This window comes from Phormidesmis priestleyi BC1401, assembly GCF_001650195.1.
Classification (GTDB): domain Bacteria; phylum Cyanobacteriota; class Cyanobacteriia; order Leptolyngbyales; family Leptolyngbyaceae; genus Phormidesmis_A; species Phormidesmis_A priestleyi_B.
The window spans coordinates 66702-87344 of sequence record NZ_LXYR01000012.1; the positions used below are offsets into that span (position 1 = coordinate 66702).

22 protein-coding genes are annotated in these 20643 nt (G+C 48.2%); 17 read left to right on the top strand and 5 right to left on the bottom strand.

What is annotated here, in order from left to right; genetic code table 11:
* The first annotated feature begins 78 nt into the window (after positions 1 to 78).
* Entirely contained in the window at positions 79 to 417 is a 339-nt protein-coding gene (locus A8707_RS08990; protein WP_068816470.1) for a hypothetical protein, read from the top strand.
* On the opposite strand, the gene A8707_RS08995 is transcribed toward A8707_RS08990, so the two are convergent.
* Positions 408 to 779 carry a hypothetical protein gene (locus tag A8707_RS08995; RefSeq protein WP_068816471.1) on the bottom strand — a complete coding sequence of 124 codons (372 nt, stop codon included), beginning with the start codon at positions 777 to 779 and terminating at the stop codon, positions 408 to 410. The two genes, A8707_RS08990 and A8707_RS08995, sit on opposite strands and share 10 nt — an antisense overlap.
* 763 nt (positions 780 to 1542) lie before the next feature.
* On the opposite strand from A8707_RS08995, the gene A8707_RS09000 reads away from it, so the two are divergent.
* The 13 genes from A8707_RS09000 (at position 1543) to A8707_RS29005 (ending at position 12292) form a co-directional block, all read left to right on the top strand.
* The gene (locus A8707_RS09000; protein ID WP_231947991.1) at positions 1543 to 2622 is read left to right on the top strand and encodes an ABC-three component system protein; all 1080 of its coding nucleotides are present in this window, start codon (positions 1543 to 1545) and stop codon (positions 2620 to 2622) included.
* 1 nt (position 2623) lies between these two features.
* Positions 2624 to 3103, top strand: a complete 480-nt coding sequence (locus A8707_RS09005) for an ABC-three component system middle component 2 (RefSeq protein WP_068816473.1) — start codon at positions 2624 to 2626, stop codon at positions 3101 to 3103.
* A complete protein-coding gene (locus A8707_RS09010) occupies positions 3100 to 4977 on the top strand; it encodes a hypothetical protein (RefSeq protein WP_068816474.1) in 1878 nt (625 codons plus the stop codon). Before A8707_RS09005 ends, A8707_RS09010 begins: the two co-directional genes overlap by 4 nt.
* A gap of 339 nt (positions 4978 to 5316) precedes the next feature.
* On the top strand, positions 5317 to 5592 hold the full coding sequence (locus A8707_RS09015; protein ID WP_068816475.1) for a hypothetical protein: 276 nt from the start codon (positions 5317 to 5319) through the stop codon (positions 5590 to 5592).
* Positions 5589 to 5960 (top strand): clan AA aspartic protease, encoded by a 372-nt coding sequence (locus A8707_RS09020; protein WP_068816476.1) that lies wholly within the window; start codon positions 5589 to 5591, stop codon positions 5958 to 5960. The genes A8707_RS09015 and A8707_RS09020 overlap by 4 nt, the downstream gene beginning before the upstream one ends.
* Before the next feature lie 447 nt (positions 5961 to 6407).
* Complete coding sequence (locus tag A8707_RS29620) at positions 6408 to 6521, top strand: DUF433 domain-containing protein (protein WP_231947992.1); 114 nt, start codon at positions 6408 to 6410, stop codon at positions 6519 to 6521.
* A complete protein-coding gene (locus A8707_RS29625) occupies positions 6496 to 6651 on the top strand; it encodes a DUF433 domain-containing protein (RefSeq protein ID WP_231947993.1) in 156 nt (51 codons plus the stop codon). The genes A8707_RS29620 and A8707_RS29625 overlap by 26 nt, the downstream gene beginning before the upstream one ends.
* Before the next feature lie 7 nt (positions 6652 to 6658).
* Complete coding sequence (locus A8707_RS09030) at positions 6659 to 7003, top strand: DUF5615 family PIN-like protein (RefSeq protein WP_269452697.1); 345 nt, start codon at positions 6659 to 6661, stop codon at positions 7001 to 7003.
* A 190-nt stretch (positions 7004 to 7193) separates the two neighbouring features.
* Positions 7194 to 9422: a phosphoketolase family protein gene (locus A8707_RS09035; protein WP_068816477.1), complete on the top strand. Its 2229-nt coding sequence runs from the start codon at positions 7194 to 7196 to the stop codon at positions 9420 to 9422.
* 109 nt (positions 9423 to 9531) lie between these two features.
* Positions 9532 to 10494, top strand: coding sequence for a glycosyltransferase family 2 protein (locus A8707_RS09040; RefSeq protein ID WP_068816478.1), 963 nt, complete (start codon positions 9532 to 9534; stop codon positions 10492 to 10494).
* A gap of 80 nt (positions 10495 to 10574) precedes the next feature.
* A complete protein-coding gene (locus A8707_RS09045) occupies positions 10575 to 11618 on the top strand; it encodes an amino acid ABC transporter substrate-binding protein (protein ID WP_068816479.1) in 1044 nt (347 codons plus the stop codon).
* A 222-nt stretch (positions 11619 to 11840) separates the two neighbouring features.
* Complete coding sequence (locus A8707_RS09050) at positions 11841 to 12101, top strand: hypothetical protein (protein WP_068816480.1); 261 nt, start codon at positions 11841 to 11843, stop codon at positions 12099 to 12101.
* A gap of 50 nt (positions 12102 to 12151) precedes the next feature.
* On the top strand, positions 12152 to 12292 hold the full coding sequence (locus A8707_RS29005) for a hypothetical protein (protein ID WP_197484702.1): 141 nt from the start codon (positions 12152 to 12154) through the stop codon (positions 12290 to 12292).
* 117 nt (positions 12293 to 12409) lie between these two features.
* Here A8707_RS29005 and A8707_RS09055 read toward each other — a convergent pair whose 3' ends face one another.
* The 4 genes from A8707_RS09055 to A8707_RS09070 all read right to left on the bottom strand — a co-directional run bounded on the left by A8707_RS09055 (position 12410) and on the right by A8707_RS09070 (position 15808).
* Positions 12410 to 13006: a fasciclin domain-containing protein gene (locus tag A8707_RS09055; protein WP_068816481.1), complete on the bottom strand. Its 597-nt coding sequence runs from the start codon at positions 13004 to 13006 to the stop codon at positions 12410 to 12412.
* Positions 13007 to 13105: 99 nt separating this feature from the next.
* Complete coding sequence (locus A8707_RS09060; RefSeq protein ID WP_068816482.1) at positions 13106 to 13834, bottom strand: amino acid ABC transporter ATP-binding protein; 729 nt, start codon at positions 13832 to 13834, stop codon at positions 13106 to 13108.
* Positions 13835 to 13907: 73 nt separating this feature from the next.
* Positions 13908 to 14900 carry an amino acid ABC transporter permease gene (locus A8707_RS09065; protein ID WP_068816483.1) on the bottom strand — a complete coding sequence of 331 codons (993 nt, stop codon included), beginning with the start codon at positions 14898 to 14900 and terminating at the stop codon, positions 13908 to 13910.
* Positions 14897 to 15808 carry an amino acid ABC transporter permease gene (locus A8707_RS09070; RefSeq protein WP_068816484.1) on the bottom strand — a complete coding sequence of 304 codons (912 nt, stop codon included), beginning with the start codon at positions 15806 to 15808 and terminating at the stop codon, positions 14897 to 14899. The genes A8707_RS09065 and A8707_RS09070 overlap by 4 nt, the downstream gene beginning before the upstream one ends.
* A gap of 304 nt (positions 15809 to 16112) precedes the next feature.
* Between A8707_RS09070 and A8707_RS09075 the strand changes: the two genes are divergently transcribed.
* The 3 genes from A8707_RS09075 (at position 16113) to purL (ending at position 20568) form a co-directional block, all read left to right on the top strand.
* Entirely contained in the window at positions 16113 to 16604 is a 492-nt protein-coding gene (locus tag A8707_RS09075) for a DUF1622 domain-containing protein (protein WP_068816485.1), read from the top strand.
* Between the two features lie 84 nt (positions 16605 to 16688).
* On the top strand, positions 16689 to 17891 hold the full coding sequence (locus A8707_RS09080; RefSeq protein WP_068816486.1) for a glycosyltransferase: 1203 nt from the start codon (positions 16689 to 16691) through the stop codon (positions 17889 to 17891).
* 322 nt (positions 17892 to 18213) lie between these two features.
* Entirely contained in the window at positions 18214 to 20568 is a 2355-nt protein-coding gene (gene purL, locus A8707_RS09085) for a phosphoribosylformylglycinamidine synthase subunit PurL (RefSeq protein WP_068816487.1), read from the top strand.
* Positions 20569 to 20643 lie beyond the last annotated feature (75 nt).

Sequence of the window (20643 nt, forward strand, 5' to 3'; positions counted from 1 at the left end):
TAGGTCTAGCGAATTCTACAACTTCTATCCTCTGCTGTGGCGCTGCTATAAAGTACAGTTGCCAACCTAAGAGCGATCGTGACTTTCGTTCAAGCGGAAGTTAGTTTTGCTGAAGCAGTTGTGACTTCTGTTCAAGCGATCGTGACTTTCATTCAAGCGGAGGTTAGTTTTGCTGAAGCAGTTGTGACTTCTGTTCAAGCGATCGTGACTTTCGTTCAAGCGGAAGTTAGGGTTGCTAAAGGCTTTGCTGCTTCTATTGAAGTTAAAGTCTTGCACCAATGGCAATGCACTGCCTTCAATTGGGTTGTTCATCCACGACGGTCACTACAGGCAGGTGTCACTCACACTCGCCAAACTGCAATCAGGGAGCCGCTCCTAAAAGAGATAATCAACGACTCCCGGACTTTTTATAGTTGAATGGTGGTTTTGTCGTGCAATTCCTCCACTTGAATCAGTGAACCATTGCCGATCGCAATGTTGAACTTCACTAAAGAACGTTCAATTTGATAACCGGGCAACACTCGAACGATTTGATATTCAGTCATCAAGTCACTCGTACCATCCCACTTGAACAATGCCAGTTGATTGGATGCAATCTCACTCAGTTGTGACACAAACTCTTCAATCTCATCGCTAACATTCGGGAGAATGCCAGACGAAAGGAAGATGTAACGCTCTTGCAAATCCAAAGTAACACTAACTCGATAACGTTTTTCGGTTGAGCAACGCAACTCAACAGTGAACGAAATCGAGCCAGGAACGATCGTCCTAACTCCCATATTATTTTGTCCTCTCGGTTAGTTCAAAGAGGACAAGAATGCTGATTTCTCAGGCATTCCGTAGGGATAGAAAAGATATGCAGGATCTTGATTCCAGCCTTTCAAGATCCCATAGCAAAGCTGACGGTGTACAATCATGAACGCCTCCTGAGTTACTCATATTAACTAGGGATGGAAGTCCTCGGAGTCTGATCTCGTAAATCAGGCTTCGGGGCACAACTTCATCACTGCGATGTATTCTACAGGAGTTTTTAGTTTTTTGGAATCTTTAACGTCTTAATTTTCGCAGGTGCAGTTGAGGCGCTCAAACAGTTTGGGCGAGGTAGACATTCGTATTTCAATAAGACATTCGTGTAGCAAATATCACATAGCTTTTCGCTAAAAATGCTCTGAGAATTCACGGAAAAGTTTTGGATAACATCCCATAGCGGCGATATCACAAGAAAATTTTCTCGATAATGCTTGAATGTAGACATTACTAAGAAAAAATTCGATATAGTAAGTTGTTAGATCGACAGCGCCATTTAGTTCACTTGTACTGTATGCTAAAATTTTCGTGACGCTACGATCTAACTAGCGTTGGAGCCAACAACCGAATTTGCATTCTTCGTAAGTGAGCTGCAACCGCTTGCGGTTGCAGCTCACCTATGCTATGCACCAAGCCCAATTTCCTGATTATTGAAATTTTTACTGCCCCAGCCAAAGTAGAATTAAGCAAGTTAAAAAATACAAAGGTCATAGACGCTTGATTGCAGACGAGGACATGAAGCCAATATCTCCAGGGGCACCTGTATCATGTCCATCAGCAGAGCATGTCTCGACTGGTATTCCGATACCTAAGCCAATTCGTGTTACTACCTTCTCGCCAGCAGAGTGGGAATCGTTTACACAAGAGTGGGCAAGTTCTTTAAAGGATTTGTACGTTCGGGTTGCGCGTCACACCGGGTCTGGGGATCAAGGAGTAGATGTGGCTGGTTTTATTAGTGATAGAGGATGGGAAGGTGGGTGGGATAATTATCAGTGCAAACACTACGATCACCCTCTGCGTCCCAGCGATATATGGGTCGAAATTGGGAAAATCATTTACTACTCCTACAAGGGAGAATATTCGTCCCCACGCAAGTATTATTTCATTGCATCTCGTGACATAGGTACAAAACTAGGGAAGCTAATTGAAGCACCAGATAGACTAAAAGAAGAAGCTAAAAATAATTGGGAAAGCTCTTGTAAAAACGGAATTACAGAAACATCTAGTATTCCATTAGAGGGTGATCTGCTTAGTTGGTTTGAAGAGTTCGATTTCTCGATCTTTTCCACTAAGTCAGTTGTAGAGCTTATTGATGGACACTCAAAAACGCCTTTTCATTCGGTTAGGTTTGGTGGCGGTTTACCTCCAAGACCAGAGGTTCTAATTCCTCCAGAAGAGCATGAGGTGGCAGAAAGTCGCTATATTCAGCAGATATTTAATGCTTATGGCGATAGTTTGGGGAAAGCTGTAAATTCTGTTTCAGAACTATCTTCACAACTGAGCCGTGATTTCTTAAGGCAACGAGAACGCTTCTATCATGCAGAATCTCTACGCAATTTTGCTCGTGATACTGTTCCTGATGGTACATTCGAGAACTTGCAGGATGAAATTTTCCACGGTGTTATCGATATCTGCGATGGTAGTCATGGAGACGGATTAGCTCGTATGAGAGCAACTGTTGCTCAAGCTGCTACTATTGCACCAGCATCAAACCCACTTAGAAGTGTAGTTAAGGTACAGGATCAACAAGGTATCTGTCATCAGCTTGCGAACGAAGATCGTCTACTTTGGGTTCCTACAAGTAAGGAGGCATAACATGACATCTCCATTTAATACTCCACTTGAGACTGGAATTAGATCGCTTGCTATCTTGACCGCAATCTTTCCTCGGTCACTTGACCTCCAATATCTTGTCTTTTTTGACTACTTAACTGTACATTCAGGTGATGTTGAAGGTCCAGAAAGTTTACATGCTCCCCTTCCAATGCGCTCAGGTGAACTAACCGTGCGGCGTGAATTAATTGAGCGCGGACTCTTTTTGATGATGAGCCGTGGACTTGTAAATCGGTTGTCTGAATCAAATGGTTTTCACTACGTTGTTACTGACACTGCTGGTGCATTCCTTTCAATGCTAAGTTCTCGATATATCTCGAAACTCAAAGAACGAGCAGAATGGGTAACTGAAACCTTTGGTGAGTCAACTCCTGCAGAATTAAAAACGGTGGAGCGGCAATTCTTTCAGGCATGGTCTATGCAATTCCAGCCATTCGAGAGAGCGGGGAGGGGTAGAATATGACTTGGAATCCCCTTCAATTGAGAGGTCTTTCGTTCATTAGTCCATACAAAGAGCCTTCTTCGTTGGAATTTCAAGGTGGCTTGAATGTAGTATGTGGAGCTTCGGATACAGGAAAGTCATTTATTGTAGAGGCGATTGATTTTCTCCTTGGTGCTAAGGGACCTCTGAGAGATATTCCTGAACGAGTTGGATATGACCGAGAAAGGCTAACGCTGGAATCATTACACGGCGAGACTTTTACCCTCGAAAGGAGTACAAGCGGGGGCAACTTTCGTAAATTTGAAGGAAATTGGCTTACTGGTGAGCCTGATATAGAATCAGGTACTATTCTTAACCAGAAACATGAGCATGGAAATCCCAGCACACTTTCAACTTACTTACTGTCCTTAATCGGACTTGCAGGGAAGTATGTGCAAAAAAATCAACAGGGAATTACAAATAGTCTTAGCTTTCGGAATCTTGCTAGACTAATTCTAGTTAAGGAAAGTGACATAACGAAAGAATTATCTCCTCTATTATCTGGGCAGAACACTGAAAAGACAAAAGATTATTCAGTATTCAAGTTAATGCTCACTGGTGTGGATGATAGTGCATTAGTTGCTCAAGCTGAAATGCAAGCTGAGCTTGTAAATACTCGGAAAAGTAACAATGCTAAAGTTGAATTTATTGATGAGTTACTCAATGAATTACAAGCCGAGCTTAGTGAAATTGGAATTAATCGTACTGAAGCCGAAGAGCAATTATTGCAACTACAGACACAAGCTGAGGTTCAGCAAGAAATTCTGAATCGAAGACAACGCGAGTTAGATGAAAAAATAGAACGTCGCTATGAGGTTATGCGACAGATAGAGAGATTATCTGATCGGATCAATGAAATCTCTAGTCTCCTATCGCGGTTTGAACTCCTCAAAGACCATTACCAGATTGACCTTGAGCGCCTTGCAGCGATTGAGGAATCAGGGTCTCTTTTTGTCCATTTAGAGAGAACACCCTGTCCTATGTGTGGTGCCCTCCCTGATGAGCAGCATCAAGACGAAGTCTGTGATGGTGATGTTGAAAGTGTCGTTCATGCTGCAACTGCTGAAATTGCCAAGGTGGAAAAGCTTTCTTTGGAACTCGATCAAACAGCATCAGATCTTAGAAATGAGGCTGAGGGATTAATCATTCAAAAGGAGGAGCTTGACCCTGAATTTCAGGGGCTTAACCAGGAAATACAAGAAATAGCATCCCCACTAAGAGAAGCTCAAAATAACTTTAGTGAGATTATTAGGCATTCAAGTGAAATTCAACGTGTGATTGATTCATTCAATAGAATTGGACAACTACAAGAGAAAAGATCTACTCTTCGCATTGAAGCTGACGAACCAGTAAATTCCGTTAGCCCACAAATTGATCTTTCATCATCAGTGCTTGATGACTTTGCTCAAAAAGTTCAGCATCTACTTCAAGCATGGGACTTTCCTGGATCAAATCGATTGCATTTCGATGAGGCACTTAAAGATATCGTGATAGGTGGACAACCTCGTACTAGCAGAGGAAAAGGTCTGAGAGCTATTACTCATGCAGCTATGACTATCGGACTTATGGAATTTTGCAAGGAGAGAAATCTATCACATCCAGGTTTTGTTGTACTAGATTCCCCTCTTTTGGCATACTGGAAACCGGAAGCGTCAGAAGATAGAGTGATTTTAGAAGGATCGGATCTCAAGTTTCGATTCTATGAATATCTTGCTGATAATTGTAGCGATAGCCAAATAATCATCATTGAAAATGAACATCCACCCAATAACATAACAGGCAGGATTACTTCAACAACCTTCACCAAGAACCCTAATGAGGGTCGCTATGGCTTTTTCCCTGTTCCTGAACAGTAGGCGCTGAGAAGTGCATAACAACCCTGGTGCAGCGGACGGTATCAAGATCTCGGTTATGATGCAAAGGTGATCTCCGTCTGCTCAACTCCAAGCCGTTAGGGTGACAGGTTAGTGAATTCATAATCCTAAACGAATGAATCAGAATCGTCGGTCGTCTGGGAATCAAGTATGGAGCGTAATGAGATCGTTCATCGCCGTAAGCTGGGTTGACAAAAGGAAACCCAGCATCTCTTTCCCCCACAGGACTGTCCAAAAACTCGATCTCGGTTGGAACTGCGATCGTGGGTGCAATCTCCTAGATTAAAATGAGAGGGCAACGATTGAAACGAGGGCAAGCCTATGACAGTTCGACAACCCCGGTACAGCAAAGAAGAATTTGCTCGACGGGGCGATGAGATTTATGAATCTCAGGTGCGTCAACAAGTCGAAGAAGGCAATCATGGCAAGATTGTGGCGATCGACATTGAAACCGGAGCCTTTGAAGTGGCTGATGATAGTCTTAGTGCTGCCAAGCAATTGTTGAAGCGCCTTCCTGAAGCTCAAATCTTTGGAATTCGGATCGGGCATCGTGCCGTCCATCGGTTCGGTTTTCGCTCTCCCACGACATCCGCATGATTCTTGGAAACGTGAATGTCAACCGAGAGGCGATCGTACAGTTAGCCGTACTCGGTGAAAATCAGCAAAATCAGGGAATTAAAGCAGTGATTGACACTGGATACACAGGCTTTCTAACTTTGCCATCTGCTGTCATCACAACTCTAGATCTAACCTGGTATATGCAGCAAGAAGGTGTGCTAGGCGATGGAAGTATGTGCACGTTTAACGTTTATGAAGCTTTAGTGGTTTGGGATGGTCAGGTTAGATCAGTTGAAATCAATGAGTCAGAGGCAGATCCATTAGTTGGGATGGGTCTACTAGAAGGCTATGAGTTAAAAATCCAGGCTGTTGCTGGCGGATTGGTAGCAATTACAGCATTACCTTAAGGAGTCCTTCGCAGCGCGGTCTAACTCCCCCAATGCACCCGATCGCCGAGAGGTTATCTGTTGAGGGTGATTGGGAAGGTTAGACATCTTGTAAAAATGGTAACTCTGTTAAGTAGTCGTGCAGAAATAAGTGAGCTACTATGTCCAATCTATGTCCCAAGTGTCAAACTACGCAGACAATTGAATATGATGGGGGGCAGTGGTGTTCAAATTGTGGCAAGTTTGCAGTTCCTCCTACACTGCGTCATCCTTCCACTTCTTACTCTGAGCAAAAGCAAAAATCCTCGCAGCAGACTTTACTGACTTGCTCTAGTTGCGGGCGCAAAGATAGCATGGGAGACGGTTTATATGATGATGGAGAATGGATAGATAGGTGGAGCTTGTATTGCAGGCATGGCTTATCCTCGTTGAAGGCTAAAATAATAATGAAACGTTGGAATTACTCTAATGAGACTCGATCGTATTACGAGCAACCCAAAACGGATGAATGGGCAACCCTGCATTCGTAATCTTCGCTTTACGGTTCGTCGGGTGATTGAGCTACTCGCAACTTACTCCTAATCGAGAAGAATTACATCAAGAGTTTCCAGAGCTAGAGGATGAAGATATCCGACAAGCCCTAATCTTTGCCTCTTCCTATTTGGACGATCGCATCATTGAGCTTCCTAATCGCTATGAAACTGTTGCTTGATTAAGGATTGCCACTCTCTGCGGCAGCGTTGTTATGTGATGCAGGTATCGATACTATCCATGTTGGTGAAAGCAGGATGTCTGAAGCTGAAGATGCAGACATCATTCAGAGAGCCAGAAATGACGGGCGTATCGTTGCTACGCTTGACGCAGATTTTCATACACTGCTGGCACTTGATGTAGCGATCGCTTCTTCGGTTATTCGCATTCGGATTGAAAGATTACGTGCCCCGGCGCTCACAAATCTTTTGTTGACAGTAATCGCTGAATGCAAGGAGGATTTAGAACAAGGATCAGCGATTACGGTTGAGCCGAGCCGTATTCGCCGTTTGCCGTTAGTGCCAGATATCTAACAATCCCGTTGCACACCGATCGTATAGAGTCTTTTCATTGAGTCCGAAAAGTTGCTAGCGTCCGGTGAGCAGAAACGTTAGATGACTTTTCCAAATCTCTTCCATTGGAAGCCTGTTTTCTTTTTGGTCAGGTGGCTGTGTACTATGAGTAGGAGTTAAACCCTCGCTCATCGCACTAGGTATCACCAGCATGACCGCAGTAACCCCAACCCCCCAGTCCGCCGCGCCTGCGTTTTGTGAAGGCATTCAACACTTTGGTGACTCGCTCCCCGGTTTTGATCAATATGGGAAAAGCCCTGCGATCGCTTCCAGCAAACTCGCGATCGCTGACCCTGACGACCTGACCGCAGCCTATCAGACTATGCTGACGGCAGATGCGTTGCGCTATCTGATCCTGCAAGTGACCGCGAGTAAGGCATCTGGGCACCCCGGCGGGTTTGCCAGTCAAGCCGAAGCCTATGCCGCGCTGGTAATGTTGGGTCACAAAAATATTCTCACCGAAGTCGGACATCACGCTCCTGGATTCTATAGCGCGATGTTTTTAGACCGATCGCTCGAAGATATGGGCATTCAGACTGTGCAGCAGTTGCGCGATCGCTTCCGCGAAAAGCATGGGTTATTGGGACACCTCTCTGGCTTGATTCCTGGGATCTTGGCTCCCGCAGGTCCCTTGGGGCAGGGGCAACACTTTGCGATGGCAGCCGCGACTCTGCATCGCGATACGCTGTTTCCCTTCACAGTCGGCGATGGAGGATTAGGCGAACCGTATATTGTCAGCGCGATCGCGCACTTCCATACTGCCTACCCCAAGGTGACTAACTTTTTGCCTGTGCTGGTGTGGAATGGCTTCTCGCAAGAGCATCACAGCATGGTGTCTACCAAATCGAATGAGCAGATGATTGCCTACTGGAAGGGCAACGGCTTTGAGGAAGTGGTGATGGTCGATGCCAAAGACTTTGACGACCAAAATCAGCCCGGAGATTATGTAGACAGCACGGCGTTCTCGTTTGAGCAGCGGCTTCAGTTTACAAAGTCGGTGCTGACTGCGATCGATGGCGCTGCCCAGTCTGCTCTGGGAAGAAAGCTGACGGTCTTTATCATCAAGCAGCTTAAAGGTGCCGGAATGCACGCGAGAGGCGCAAAATCTCACAACCTCTATGCTCAACACACCCTCGATAACGCCGATATTATTGCCGCGCTAAAAGCTCGTGCTCTCACTCCCGCAGCCTGGGAACTGGTGCGAACCAACTGCGAACGGGCAGGCGGCGGACCTGCGAGCAAAACGGCGGTGACTGAATTGGTGTTGCCCTTGCCCGATTTGGGTCAGTTGCCTCTAGAAGAATTCACCGTGGGCGGAGATCCCAAAGTCTCGACGACGGCAATGGGTAAGCTAGTTGGCTATGTCGGACAGGTCGATCGTGCCTTCACCGTCACCAATGCAGACGGCAACGAAGCCTCCGGGATTGCCAACATCAATCAGGCATTGCGAATCATTCACCCCGTTGAAGACGCGCTCTACAACCAATCGCCCAACGGACAAGTCTATGAGCCGCTCAGCGAAGATGCCTGTGCAGGGTTGGCAGCCGGATTAGCGCTGATGGGTTCTCGATCGCTCTGGTGCTCTTATGAATCGTTTGCGATCAATGGCTTACCGATTTGGCAAACGGTGACTCAGGCAATGGCAGAATTGCGCCGTCCGACTCCCTCGACGATGACGCTGTTTACGGCAGGAGCGTTAGAGCAGGGGCGCAACGGCTGGACTCACCAACGTCCTGAAATCGAGGCGTATTTTGCGGCGATGATGCGAAATGGCAATGTCTTTCCGCTGTTTCCACCCGACGCAAACAGCATCCAGGTTTGCTATGACTGGGGGCTGACGACAAAGAATAAGGGCATTGTGATCACGTCGAGTAAGTCGCCACTCCCGATTCACACAACGTTTGAGCAGACGGGACAGGCATTAAAAGATGGGGCGATCGTCCTCAAAGAAATGCCGAGCGCTGAGAGTCCAAATGCCAAAACCGTAGTGTTTGCCGCCGTCGGTGACATGATCTTGATTCCCGTCCTCGAAGCGGCAGCGCATCTCGAAGCGGAAGGATTATCTGTGCGCGTCGTTTCGGTTGTGAATCCGCGTCGTCTCTATCGCGCCCATGATGTCGCCTGGGAGCTTTGCTCAGAGCCAGACGGCGAGTTTCTTGACGATGCCAAGTTTGAGGCGATGTTTGGCGGCGATGTGCTGATTGGAGTCACCGGGGGAGCCAGTGGGATGCTGGAGCCGATCATGCTGCGAAGCACTGCCAAGCGCGATACCTTCTCGTGGAAGCGGGGCGAAACCACAGCAAGCGCAGGTGAACTGATGGCAGTCAACGGCATCACGGCTGAAGCACTGGCAAAACGTGCTTTGGATCTAGCGCACTAAATTCTTTTCAAGCAAAAGACTGGTGAAATTTAGGGGCGATCGCTAAGATGTGATAATTTTACATATCTTGCGATCTCCCCTTTTCTGTACAAATTTTGGTGCCTAACCGATGTTGCCAACCTACTCGCTGATTGTTCCGATCTACAACGAAGAAGCCACCCTTCATGAGCTTTATCGTCGGGTCAGTTTGGTGATGAATCGATTGGATGCCCCAGCCGAATTAGTGTTGATCAATGATGGCAGTCACGACCGATCGCTGTCTCTGATCCGAGAGCTACACCAGGAAGATTCACGGGTTTGCTATTTGAGTTTGGCTCGTAATTTTGGGCATCAGATTGCAGTGACGGCAGGCTTAAACTTTGCACGGGGTCGCGTGATTGTGATTTTAGATGCCGATTTGCAAGACCCACCCGAACTGATTCCGGCAATGATTGAGAAATGGAACCAGGGCTATCAGGTGGTCTACGCTCAACGAACGCAGCGCCGAAAAGAGGGCTGGTTCAAGCGGTTTACCGCCTACACGTTTTACCGTTTGTTGAAGAATCTGGCGGATGTTGAGATTCCAATAGACACGGGCGACTTTTGTTTGTTAGATCGCCAAGTCGTAGATTTGCTCAACGCCATGCCAGAGAGAAATCGCTATATTCGGGGGCTACGATCGTGGGTGGGCTTTCAGCAGACTTCGATTAAGTTTGAGCGAGATCCGCGATTTGCGGGCGAGGTGAAATACACCTTCAGCAAATCGTTTGGGCTGGCGGTCAACGGGTTGGTGTCGTTTTCTATCGTGCCGCTCCGCATCTCGACCTATGTGGGCTTATTTGCAGCCGTGGTAGCGCTGGTGATGGCAGTCTTGGTGCTCTACTGGCGGATTTTTGTGCCCCACTCTCCCGTCACCGGACTTGCCACGATCATTGTGGCGATTTTCTTTCTGGGTGCCGTGCAGCTTGTGAGCATCGGCATTCTCGGCGAGTATATTGGACGGATTTATGAGGAAGTGAAAAACCGTCCGCTCTATACGCTGGGAGAAGTGGCAGGGTTTGAACGACAGCCCGAAGCGAGTCGATCGCGATAAAGGCTGCTCGATCGTTCTGTCAAAAGACCCCGTGAAAAGACTACAATGACCCCGCTACCTGTCTTTTTCACCAAACTTCTATGATACGTTCCCGGTTCCTCGTCGCTCTGCTCGTTTTAGCCTTAACCGCTTGCAGTGACACTCCCACGACTCAAAGCGGCGGAACCGCACCGAAAGGGCGATTAGCCACCGTTCTCAGTCGAGGAAAACTTGTGTGTGGCGTGAGCGGAGAACTGCCCGGATTTAGCTTTGTCGGCAAAGACGGCAAATATTCAGGGCTGGATGTCGATGTGTGTCGCGCACTTGCTGCTGCCTTATTTAACGACGCTAACGCCGTGGAGTATCGCAACCTCAACGCCAAAGAGAGGTTTACAGCCGTACAAACCGGGGAAGTCGATGTTCTCAGCCGCAACACCACTTGGACGATGAGCCGCGACACCTCAGTGGGATTGGAGTTTGCGCCCGTCGTCTTTTATGACGGTCAAGGCATCATGGTAAGAAAAGCGAGCAACATCAAAACCCTGGCGGATCTCCAGGGCAAATCAATCTGCATTCAGACTGGAACGACGACCGAGCAAAACTTGACCGATCAAATGCGGAAGCGAGGCATTCTCTATACGCCCGTCGTGTTTGAGGATGTGAATACGACGTTTGGCACTTACGCAGAAGGACGCTGTGAAGGAGTCACTGCCGATCGCTCTCAGCTCGTGTCTCGCCGCACGACGTTGCCCAAACCCGACGATCACATCATTTTAGAAGAACCCCTATCCGAAGAGCCTTTAGCGCCTGCCGTCGCCGATGGTGACGCTGCCTGGAGTAATCTAGTGAGATGGACAGTGTTTACGTTGATCAAAGCTGAAGAATTAGGCGTGACTTCTCAAAATGTGACTCAGCAGGTAAACAGCCCCGACCCGACGGTGAAGCGATTTCTGGGTGCGGAAGGGGACTTAGGGAAGGGAATGGGAGTAACGAATGACTTTGCAGTGCGAATCATTCAGCAGGTTGGAAACTATGGTGAGATCTACGATCGTAACCTCGGTGCTAAGACCAAGTTAAATCTGCCACGCGGACAAAATAATCTTTCGACTAAGGGAGGGTTACTGCTCTCGCCGCCATTTCGATAGAAAGTTCGGCGTTGCTGAATCGATCTAGGAAACACAGGTTTTACCCTCACCCTAGCCCTCTCCCAAAAGGAGAGGGGACAAGAGTTCTAACTCCCTTCTCCTTGGGGAGAAGGGCTGGGGAAGAGGGCATTATCTGCATTCAGCAACGCCCAAAGTTCAGCTTGTCTTGAGTTCTGATGGTCTCGTGGGCATAGGGTGTTCACAAAATTCTATAGTTGTGCCATGACCGACGATAAAACCGAGAGTTCGATCTGTATCGGCACATTTGACTGTTCAGGAGTTCCGATCGCGGTTACTAAAAAACAGTTGAGTGAATGCGCGATCGTGGCGTTTCAAACGGTTTCGTTAAACAGGCTAATAGCAAGCTGTCTGTCGCTTGATCTGGCTAACGTCACCTACGTTCACAGAAAAGATGGCTCCTCGATCAAAATCGAACGCAGCCTCAACGGGTTTACTGGATATCTCGGAACCTCCCGTCTGTAATGTCGTTAAGATTGAGGTAGTACAGATACTTTCCTTAATTCAGGTTGATCATGGCGAACGCAGACGATCGTAAGAAAAGAATCATGGAGCATATCGCTCGCAGTGTCGGAGACTTTGGTAAAGACTCATCGCCGCGATCGATAGAACGCAAACAGCGCATTCTAGATCACATTCGACGGACAACAGGCTAAACGAATACGCAGCAAATCTTCGTCACATTAGGCAAAGCATTCAGTCTATATTTTCCGCGATGTTGCAAAAATTGTTTGCTGGATGCTTTGCCATTATGGTGACTCGATCGTGAGAATCTACTTAGTTTTTGCCGATGGCATAAGTACTTTATCGATTACGTGAATGACCCCATTGCTGGCTTTGATGTCTGCTTTGACAACCTTTGCGTTGTTTACCATGACACCCATAGCACTCACCTTGACTTTCACTGAGCTACCTTCAACCGTTTTGACTTTTCCGGTTTTGAGATTGGTAGACAAGACATCACCCGCAACCACATGGTAGGTCAAGATTTTGACTAGCATGGCTTTATTTTGGGGCAGCAGAAGTTTCTCGACGGTGCCTTTGGGCAGTGCTGCAAACGCCGCATCAGTCGGAGCAAATACGGTGAAGGGTCCGGGACCGGAGAGCGTTTCGGTCAGACCTGCCGCTTTGAGAGCCGCTGTTAGTGTCTTAAATGACCCGTTTATGGCTGCAATTTGGACGATCGTTTTCTTAGCCGCCATCGGAGCAGGACGAGAGACAGGCTTGAGGGAAGGAGCAGGCTTAGTCATCGGCATCGGATACGTCATCGGCATATCAGCAGACTTTGTGACTGCCGGAAAGCTCACTAACGCGCCCAGGCTCAGAAATCCAGCAAGACTTAACGTTTTCACTAGAGCAGAAATTTTCATGGTTGTACTAACGAAATTTAGGTTACGAAATGTGAGCCTTGGTAATACCTTGTAAAGGCTATAACGAAATGTTACAAAACACAATCGTGGTTAAAGGTATCAGAGAATTTGTGAGAGAAACTTTCGGGTGCGTTCTTCTTTGGGGTGTTGAAAAAACTCGATCGGACTTGCCGATTCAACGAGTAAGCCTTCATCCATCAGAATGATGCGATCGGCAACTTCTCGCGCAAACCCTACTTCATGCGTGACGACAATCATGGTCATACCCGATTCGGCAAGTGAGCGCATCACATCTAGCACTTCGCGCACCATTTCGGGATCGAGGGCAGAAGTCGGTTCATCAAACAGCATGATTTTGGGCTGCATTGCCAGAGCGCGGGCGATCGCGACTCGCTGCTGTTGCCCACCCGATAGCTGCCCAGGAAATTTTTGCGCCTGTTCAAGAATGCCGACTCGCTCCAACAGTTGCAGCGCCACTTCTTCAGCCTTTGCCTTACTCCACTTGCGAACATAGGTCGGGGCAAGAGTCACATTTTGCAGCACCGTCAAATGTGGAAATAAATTGAACTGCTGAAACACCATGCCCACTTCTTGCCGAATGGTGTCAATGTTTCGCAGGTCAGCCGATAGCTCGGTGCCGTCGATGATGATGCGTCCCTGCTGATAGTCTTCTAGTGCATTAAACGTGCGAATAAACGTCGATTTCCCAGAGCCGGACGGACCCATAATCACGACGACTTCGCCGGGGCTGACGGTTAAGCTTACGCCCCGCAACACCTGAAATTTGCCGTACCATTTGTGAACATTTTCAGCAATTAGCATTGACATAGTGGGGAAAGAGAGGAATTTTAGCGATCGAGCATTCATTATTAGAATAACTGCGTTCGACGAAAGCCGCAGACTAGATACTTTTTCGCTCTAGTTTACGGCTCACCTGTGACATGGTGTAACAAAACACCCAATAAATTAGACCAATAAATAAGTAGACTTCTGCATAGCGTCCCAGATATTCAGGCTGCGCGAGAATAGAACGAGTAATGCCCGTCAATTCAACCAGCGCAAACAATGAGAGCAGCGACGTATCTTTGAATAGCGAAATAAATTGACCGACAATCGCTGGAATCGACGTTCTTAACGCCTGCGGCAACACGATTAACAATAGAGATAACGACGTATTTAATCCCAATGCTTTCGCCGCTTCGACTTGTCCACGTGGAATCGACTGCAGTCCACCGCGAACGTTTTCTGCTAAATAGGCAGCGTTAAAAAGCACTAACCCGGCGATCGCTCTCACCACGCGATCGAGTTGAATTTGACTCGGCAACACCAACGGCAGCATTACTTGCGCCATAAATAAAATTCCAATCAGGGGCAATCCGCGAACTAATTCAACATAGATGGTGCAAAAGCCTCTTAAAATCGGCAGCGAACTTTGTCGCCCCAACGCCAATAAGATTCCAATCGGGAACGCCAGAACAATACTAATACTCGCGGCTAACAACGTCAGAAGTAATCCATTCCATAAGTTAGTCCCAACGGTCGTGAGGAAAAATCCGCCTCCGATTAACCATAGAATTGACAATACACAGACAGGAATCAAAATAAACAAAAATCTGCGTTTTCGGTTGAGAATTCCAGTTGCGATCGTGCCCACCACAATTACCAATACTAACCACAGTCGCCACACCTGATCGGCAGGATATCGTCCGACAAAAAACAGCGGCAAGTTTGACGTGACGACTTCCCACTGGGCTTTATTAAATGCCCAATTTCCGACTCCGTAAGCAATCCAACTCAAAAGAGCGAAACAAACGATCGTCCACAAACTGTTATACCAAGTGTTAAACAGATTTCTTTGTAGCCACGCGATCGGAGTTTTGGATTTTGCATTCATCGTTCCACCAACTGCACTGAGCGATTATATACATTCATCAATAGGGAAATCACAAGGCAAATCGTCAGATAAGTTGCACAGATGAGAATCATGACTTCAACGGCGCGACCTGTTTGATTAAACGTTGTAGACGCGATCGCATACAGGTCAGGATAACCAACCGCGATCGCTAAACTCGAATTTTTTGCTAAGTTCAAATATTGATTTGATAACGGCGGAAGGATTGCCCGCAGCGCTTGCGGAAATATCACCAATCGCATCAGTAGTCCGGGTTTGAGTCCAAGCGATCGAGCCGCTTCCCACTGTCCTCTAGGAACCGACTGAATGCCACCCCGTACAATCTCTGCAATAAAGGTTCCGGTGTAAATCGTCAACCCTGCTAACAATGCCGAAAATTCGGGTGAAAGCTGTAGCCCCAATAGCCCGATTCCACGATTGCTAAAGCTGATAAACCCGAACGAAACAGCATTTTCTGGACTGGGCAAACCCAAAAATACTGCAAAATACCAAAAGAAAAGCTGCAATAGCAACGGCGCATTTCGCAACCCCTCGACATAGACGATCGCTAATTTTCTCAGCAGCCAATTATCTGAGAGCCGCGCAATGCCTGCTGTGACTCCGATCGCCGTTGCCAGAATAATTCCTACACTAATCACGCGCAGCGAGTTGAGCAACCCCACCAGCAGAGCCAGATTATAGCTATCAGACGGTTTGTAAGCAAAGGGAATATCTCCGATCGTGAACCCGGCTTGCGATTTGAGAAAATTGAACCCAAATTGAATGCCCAGTTGTCGGAGATTGCCAAAGAGATTATTGCCCAAAAATCCGAGAGCAGCCACGATTAAGACGACGGAGATCGCTTGTCCTGCAAATCGCCAAAACCGAGTATTTCGCCAAAAAGAAGCCATCGCCAACCCTGTTGTAGAAACATTAGACCTCCCGCATGAACAGACTTCTCAATGTAAACCCTCTCAGATCTCGCTCCGTTGAGGTCAGCTTGTGCCCCCAGAATGGGAGATTTGGGGGGCGTTCTCGGATTCATGCAGGAGGTCTATTAAGCCAGATTATGACTTAACCTGAGCCAAATCGTTTCGCTGCTCAAAAATGTTTATGGACACGCATTATAAAAAAAGAGTGGTTCAAACTTCAGGCAGACGGCTGTGTCTACAGAAAGTCACTACTCTTTGTCAGAGTAAATCTTTAACTAAACAAATGAAACGCGAGTCATTACAGGAATCTATAGTCAGTCTTCTATTGCCCCTGGCATTGATCATTGGTTTTGTGCTCCTGCTCAGTCTCAATGGTGGTCAGGGTAGCGGAGAAGCTCCAGCAAGCACCCCTTTAGAAGACTGGCTGAAGTTAATCGTCGGCTATTTAGCCGTTGGTACAGAAATCGCGGTAGCGTTTGTGATCGGAGTCGCTGTGGTTCGTGGAATCTTCACCTACATTCGGCAACTCTTCATGCGAAGACGGCATATCGACTTTACCGAAGTGATTCGCTTGCAGTTGGGGCGATCGTTAGCATTGGGGTTAGAATTCGCCGTCGCCAGTGACATTCTTCGCACCGCTGTTGCACCGACTCGCAAAGACATTGTAAATCTGGGCGCGATCGTGCTGCTCAGAACGCTTCTAAACTACTTCCTAGAACGAGAAATCAAACAGGGCGAGCAGAGCCGCTCCGATCAAACCACTTTGCAGAAGTAGTTATATATTGTATCGCGAATGCTTTGCTAGAAAGTCCGATCGAATGCCTGTATCTTGAAAGAGCATCATTCGTCGCGTCAAGTCATGTCTACACTCAGTTTCTGCATCATTGTTAAAAACGAAGAGACAGCGTTGCCAAAATGTCTCGCCAGTGTACGCGATATTGTTGACGAAATGATTGTTTTAGATACCGGATCGACCGATGGCACGATCGCGATCGCTCGATCGTTCAATGCCCGCGTCTACTCGTTTGACTGGTGCAACGATTTCTCAGTCGCTCGAAATGAAGTGCTCCAATACGTGCAGGGTGACTGGGTTTTAGTGTTAGATGCCGACGAAGTATTGGTGCCCGAAATTATCCCCTCGCTTCAGCAGGCGATCGACAGTCCGCACCATCTTTTAATCAATCTCGTGCGTCAAGAAGTCGGAGCCGCTCAGTCGCCCTACTCAATGGTGTCTCGGCTGTTTCGTCGCCATCGCGAGATTCACTTCACTCGCCCCTATCACGCAATGATAGACGACAGCGTTGAGGCACTTTTGCAGCGCGAACCCGACTGGCAAATCGGATATTTGCCCGATGTCGCGATTTTGCATTATGGCTATCAGGCAAGCACGATCGCTGCCCGTGACAAATTCACCAAAGCCCGCACCATCATGGAAGGCTTTCTAGCAGATCATCCCACCGATCCTTATGTGTGCAGTAAGCTAGGTGCACTGTATATTGACATGGGAGCAACTATGCAAGGATTACAGTTACTAGAACGGGGACTGCAATCGATTCAGAACCGTTCTCAGATTGATGCACCAATTTTGTATGAACTGCATTATCACCTGGGCTGCGTCTATGGAGAACAGAATCCCACTCAGGCAGAGCACCATTATCAAGCGGCACTTCAGCAATCTATTTTGCCTAAACTTAAATTAGGTGCCATCAATAATTGGGGCAATTTGCTCAAAGAAAAAGGCGATTTAATCGGTGCAAAAACATTGTATGAGCAGGCATTAGAAATCGATTCAACGCTGGCGATCGCGCACAACAATCTCGGCATCACCTTAAAAGCCCTCGGACAGTTTGGAGCCGCGATCGGGCATTATCAAACCGCGATCGACCTACAACCCAATTACGCCGAAGCTCATCAAAATCTAGGGGTTGTTCTCTTAAAAGTGGGCAGCGTAAGAGAAAGTTTAGCGGCATTCGGACAGGCGATCTCGCTCTATGAAAAAGCCGGATCACCAGAGGGCGATCGACTCAAACAAGGACTCCGAGACATGGGATTTAAGACCTAAAAATCCCCCAATCTGGGGGACTTCAAGCTAAAATTCCGGGTTCAAAGTCCCCCAGATTGGGGGATTCAGGGGGCGAGGATCTCAGCAATGACCGATCAACCGACTTGTGTGTACACAATAGGCTTCGTGAGGAGGGCGGTTCATACTCGCATTTAGCAACGCTAAAATGATTTGCAAGTTCCTCCTGAATATTGAGGGGACTAATTCCTGAGCTTTTTGCCGACGGAAAATCTGCTTAACTGAGCCGATCGCCGTCACCCCGATCGAGAGTCCAGCAAGAATACCGATAGAATAAAACCTTGTCTCGATCGTGCAGGATTTTATGCCAGTGATTGCATCCGCTCCTTTTTCGGCTGAAGAGATTGCTGCTGAAGGGATAAAACCCGAAGAATATGCAGACATTGTGCAACGGTTAGGTCGTCACCCCAACAAAGCCGAATTGGGAATGTTTGGCGTGATGTGGTCAGAACACTGTTGCTATAAAAACTCTCGTCCGTTGCTCAAGCAGTTTCCGACCGAAGGCGACAAGATTCTCGTCGGACCGGGTGAAAATGCGGGAGTCATCGATTTAGGAGACGGCTTGCAGCTCGCGTTTAAGATCGAGTCGCACAATCACCCGTCTGCGGTCGAACCGTTTCAAGGGGCGGCAACGGGGGTGGGCGGAATTCTGCGAGACATTTTTACGATGGGGGCACGCCCGATCGCGCTGCTCAATTCTTTGCGATTTGGGTCTTTAGACGATGCCAAAACGCGCCGCCTCTTCACAGGCGTAGTGGCTGGCATTTCACACTATGGCAACTGTGTAGGCGTGCCGACGGTGGGCGGCGAGGTTTATTTTGACCCCGCTTATTCGGGCAATCCGCTCGTCAACGTGATGGCGTTAGGCTTGATGGAGACGACCGAAATCGTCAAGTCGGGGGCAAAAGGCATCGGCAACCCGGTTCTCTATGTTGGCTCGACGACGGGACGCGATGGCATGGGCGGAGCCAGCTTTGCTAGTGCCGAACTCAGCGATCGGTCGATGGACGATCGCCCTGCGGTGCAGGTCGGTGATCCCTTTCTCGAAAAGTCGCTGATCGAAGCCTGTCTAGAAGCTTTCAAAACGGGGGCAGTCGTGGCGGCTCAAGACATGGGCGCGGCGGGTCTCACCTGCTCAACCTCTGAGATGGCAGCCAAAGGCGGAGTCGGCATTGAGTTGGATTTGGATCTGATTCCGGCGCGAGAAACGGGCATGGTGCCCTATGAATATCTGCTGTCTGAATCTCAAGAGCGAATGCTGTTTGTGGCGCACAAAGGGCGAGAACAAGAACTGATCGATATCTTCAAACGGTGGGAACTTCAGGCAGTCGTCGCCGGGACGGTGATTGAGGAGTCGATCGTCAGAATTCTCTTTAAAGGTGAAATCGCCGCTGAAATTCCTGCAACGGCTCTGTCAGACAACACGCCGATCTATCATCACGAGCTACTCAAAGAGCCGCCCGACTATGCGCGTCAAGCCTGGGAATGGAGCCGCGATCGCTTACCGACCTGCAACGAAAAAGGCATCGAACTCGCAAGCGGATTTCTCACCTGGAATCAAGTGTTGCTGAAATTATTAGATAGTCCCACGATCGCCTCTAAACGCTGGGTCTATCGTCAATATGATCACCAGGTTCAAAACAACACGGTGACTCTCCCTGGTGGAGCCGATGCCGCCGTAGTGCGAGTTCGTCCTCTCGCAAATGCGTCGTCTTCCTCGTTTGTAGCAGATCCGTCATCTTTGACAAAAGGCGTTGCCGCGACGGTCGATTGCAACGCCCGCTATGTCTATCTTCACCCGTATGAAGGAGCCAAAGCTGCTGTCGCAGAAGCCGCCCGTAATTTAAGCTGCGTGGGGGCAGACCCGATCGCCGTCACCGACAATCTCAACTTTGGCAGCCCCGAAAACCCGATCGGCTATTGGCAACTTGCCGAAGCCTGTCGAGGTCTCGCCGAAGCCTGCACCGAGTTTTCAACGCCCGTCACAGGTGGAAACGTCTCTCTCTACAACGAGACTTTGGATAGTGACGGCAAACCCGCCCCGATTTATCCCACTCCAGTGATCGGAATGGTGGGGTTGATTCCCGATCTGAGTCGAATTGCAGGTCAGGGATGGAAAACTGAAGGAGACATGATTTATCTGCTCGGATTGGAGGTGAATACGCCCTCTGAATCGGTGACTCTCGGAGCCTCAGAATATTTGGCATCTCTGCACAGCACGATCGCCGGAAAACCTCCCACGATCGACTTTTCGTTAGAACGAGCCGTTCAAACCGCTTGTCGGGATGGCATTCGTCGCGGGTGGATTCAGTCTGCTCACGATTCTGCTGAAGGTGGATTCGCGATCGCCCTAGCTGAATCCTGTCTCAGCGGTCAGTATGGGGCAGAAATCACCGTTGACGCTAGCCCAGATCGCTGGGATCACTTGCTGTTTGCAGAAGGCGGCGCGCGCATCATCGTCTCGGTGTCGCGAGAGCATCAGAGCGACTGGGAAACCTATCTAAACCTGCAACTCGATGCACACTGGCAGAAAATCGGTCAAGTTGGAGGTCGATCGCTGCGAATTTCAACGGCTAACCATCTCTGGTTAATCGACGCTACGATCGCAGAGATGCAATGTTCATGGCAAGACGCGATCGAGCGACGATTAGCGGTTTAGAACCCTAAGATCACAGGAATGCAGTTTCGTTTTTGCACTTTAACCGGGATCGAATCAGATTTATGAGAGTATTAA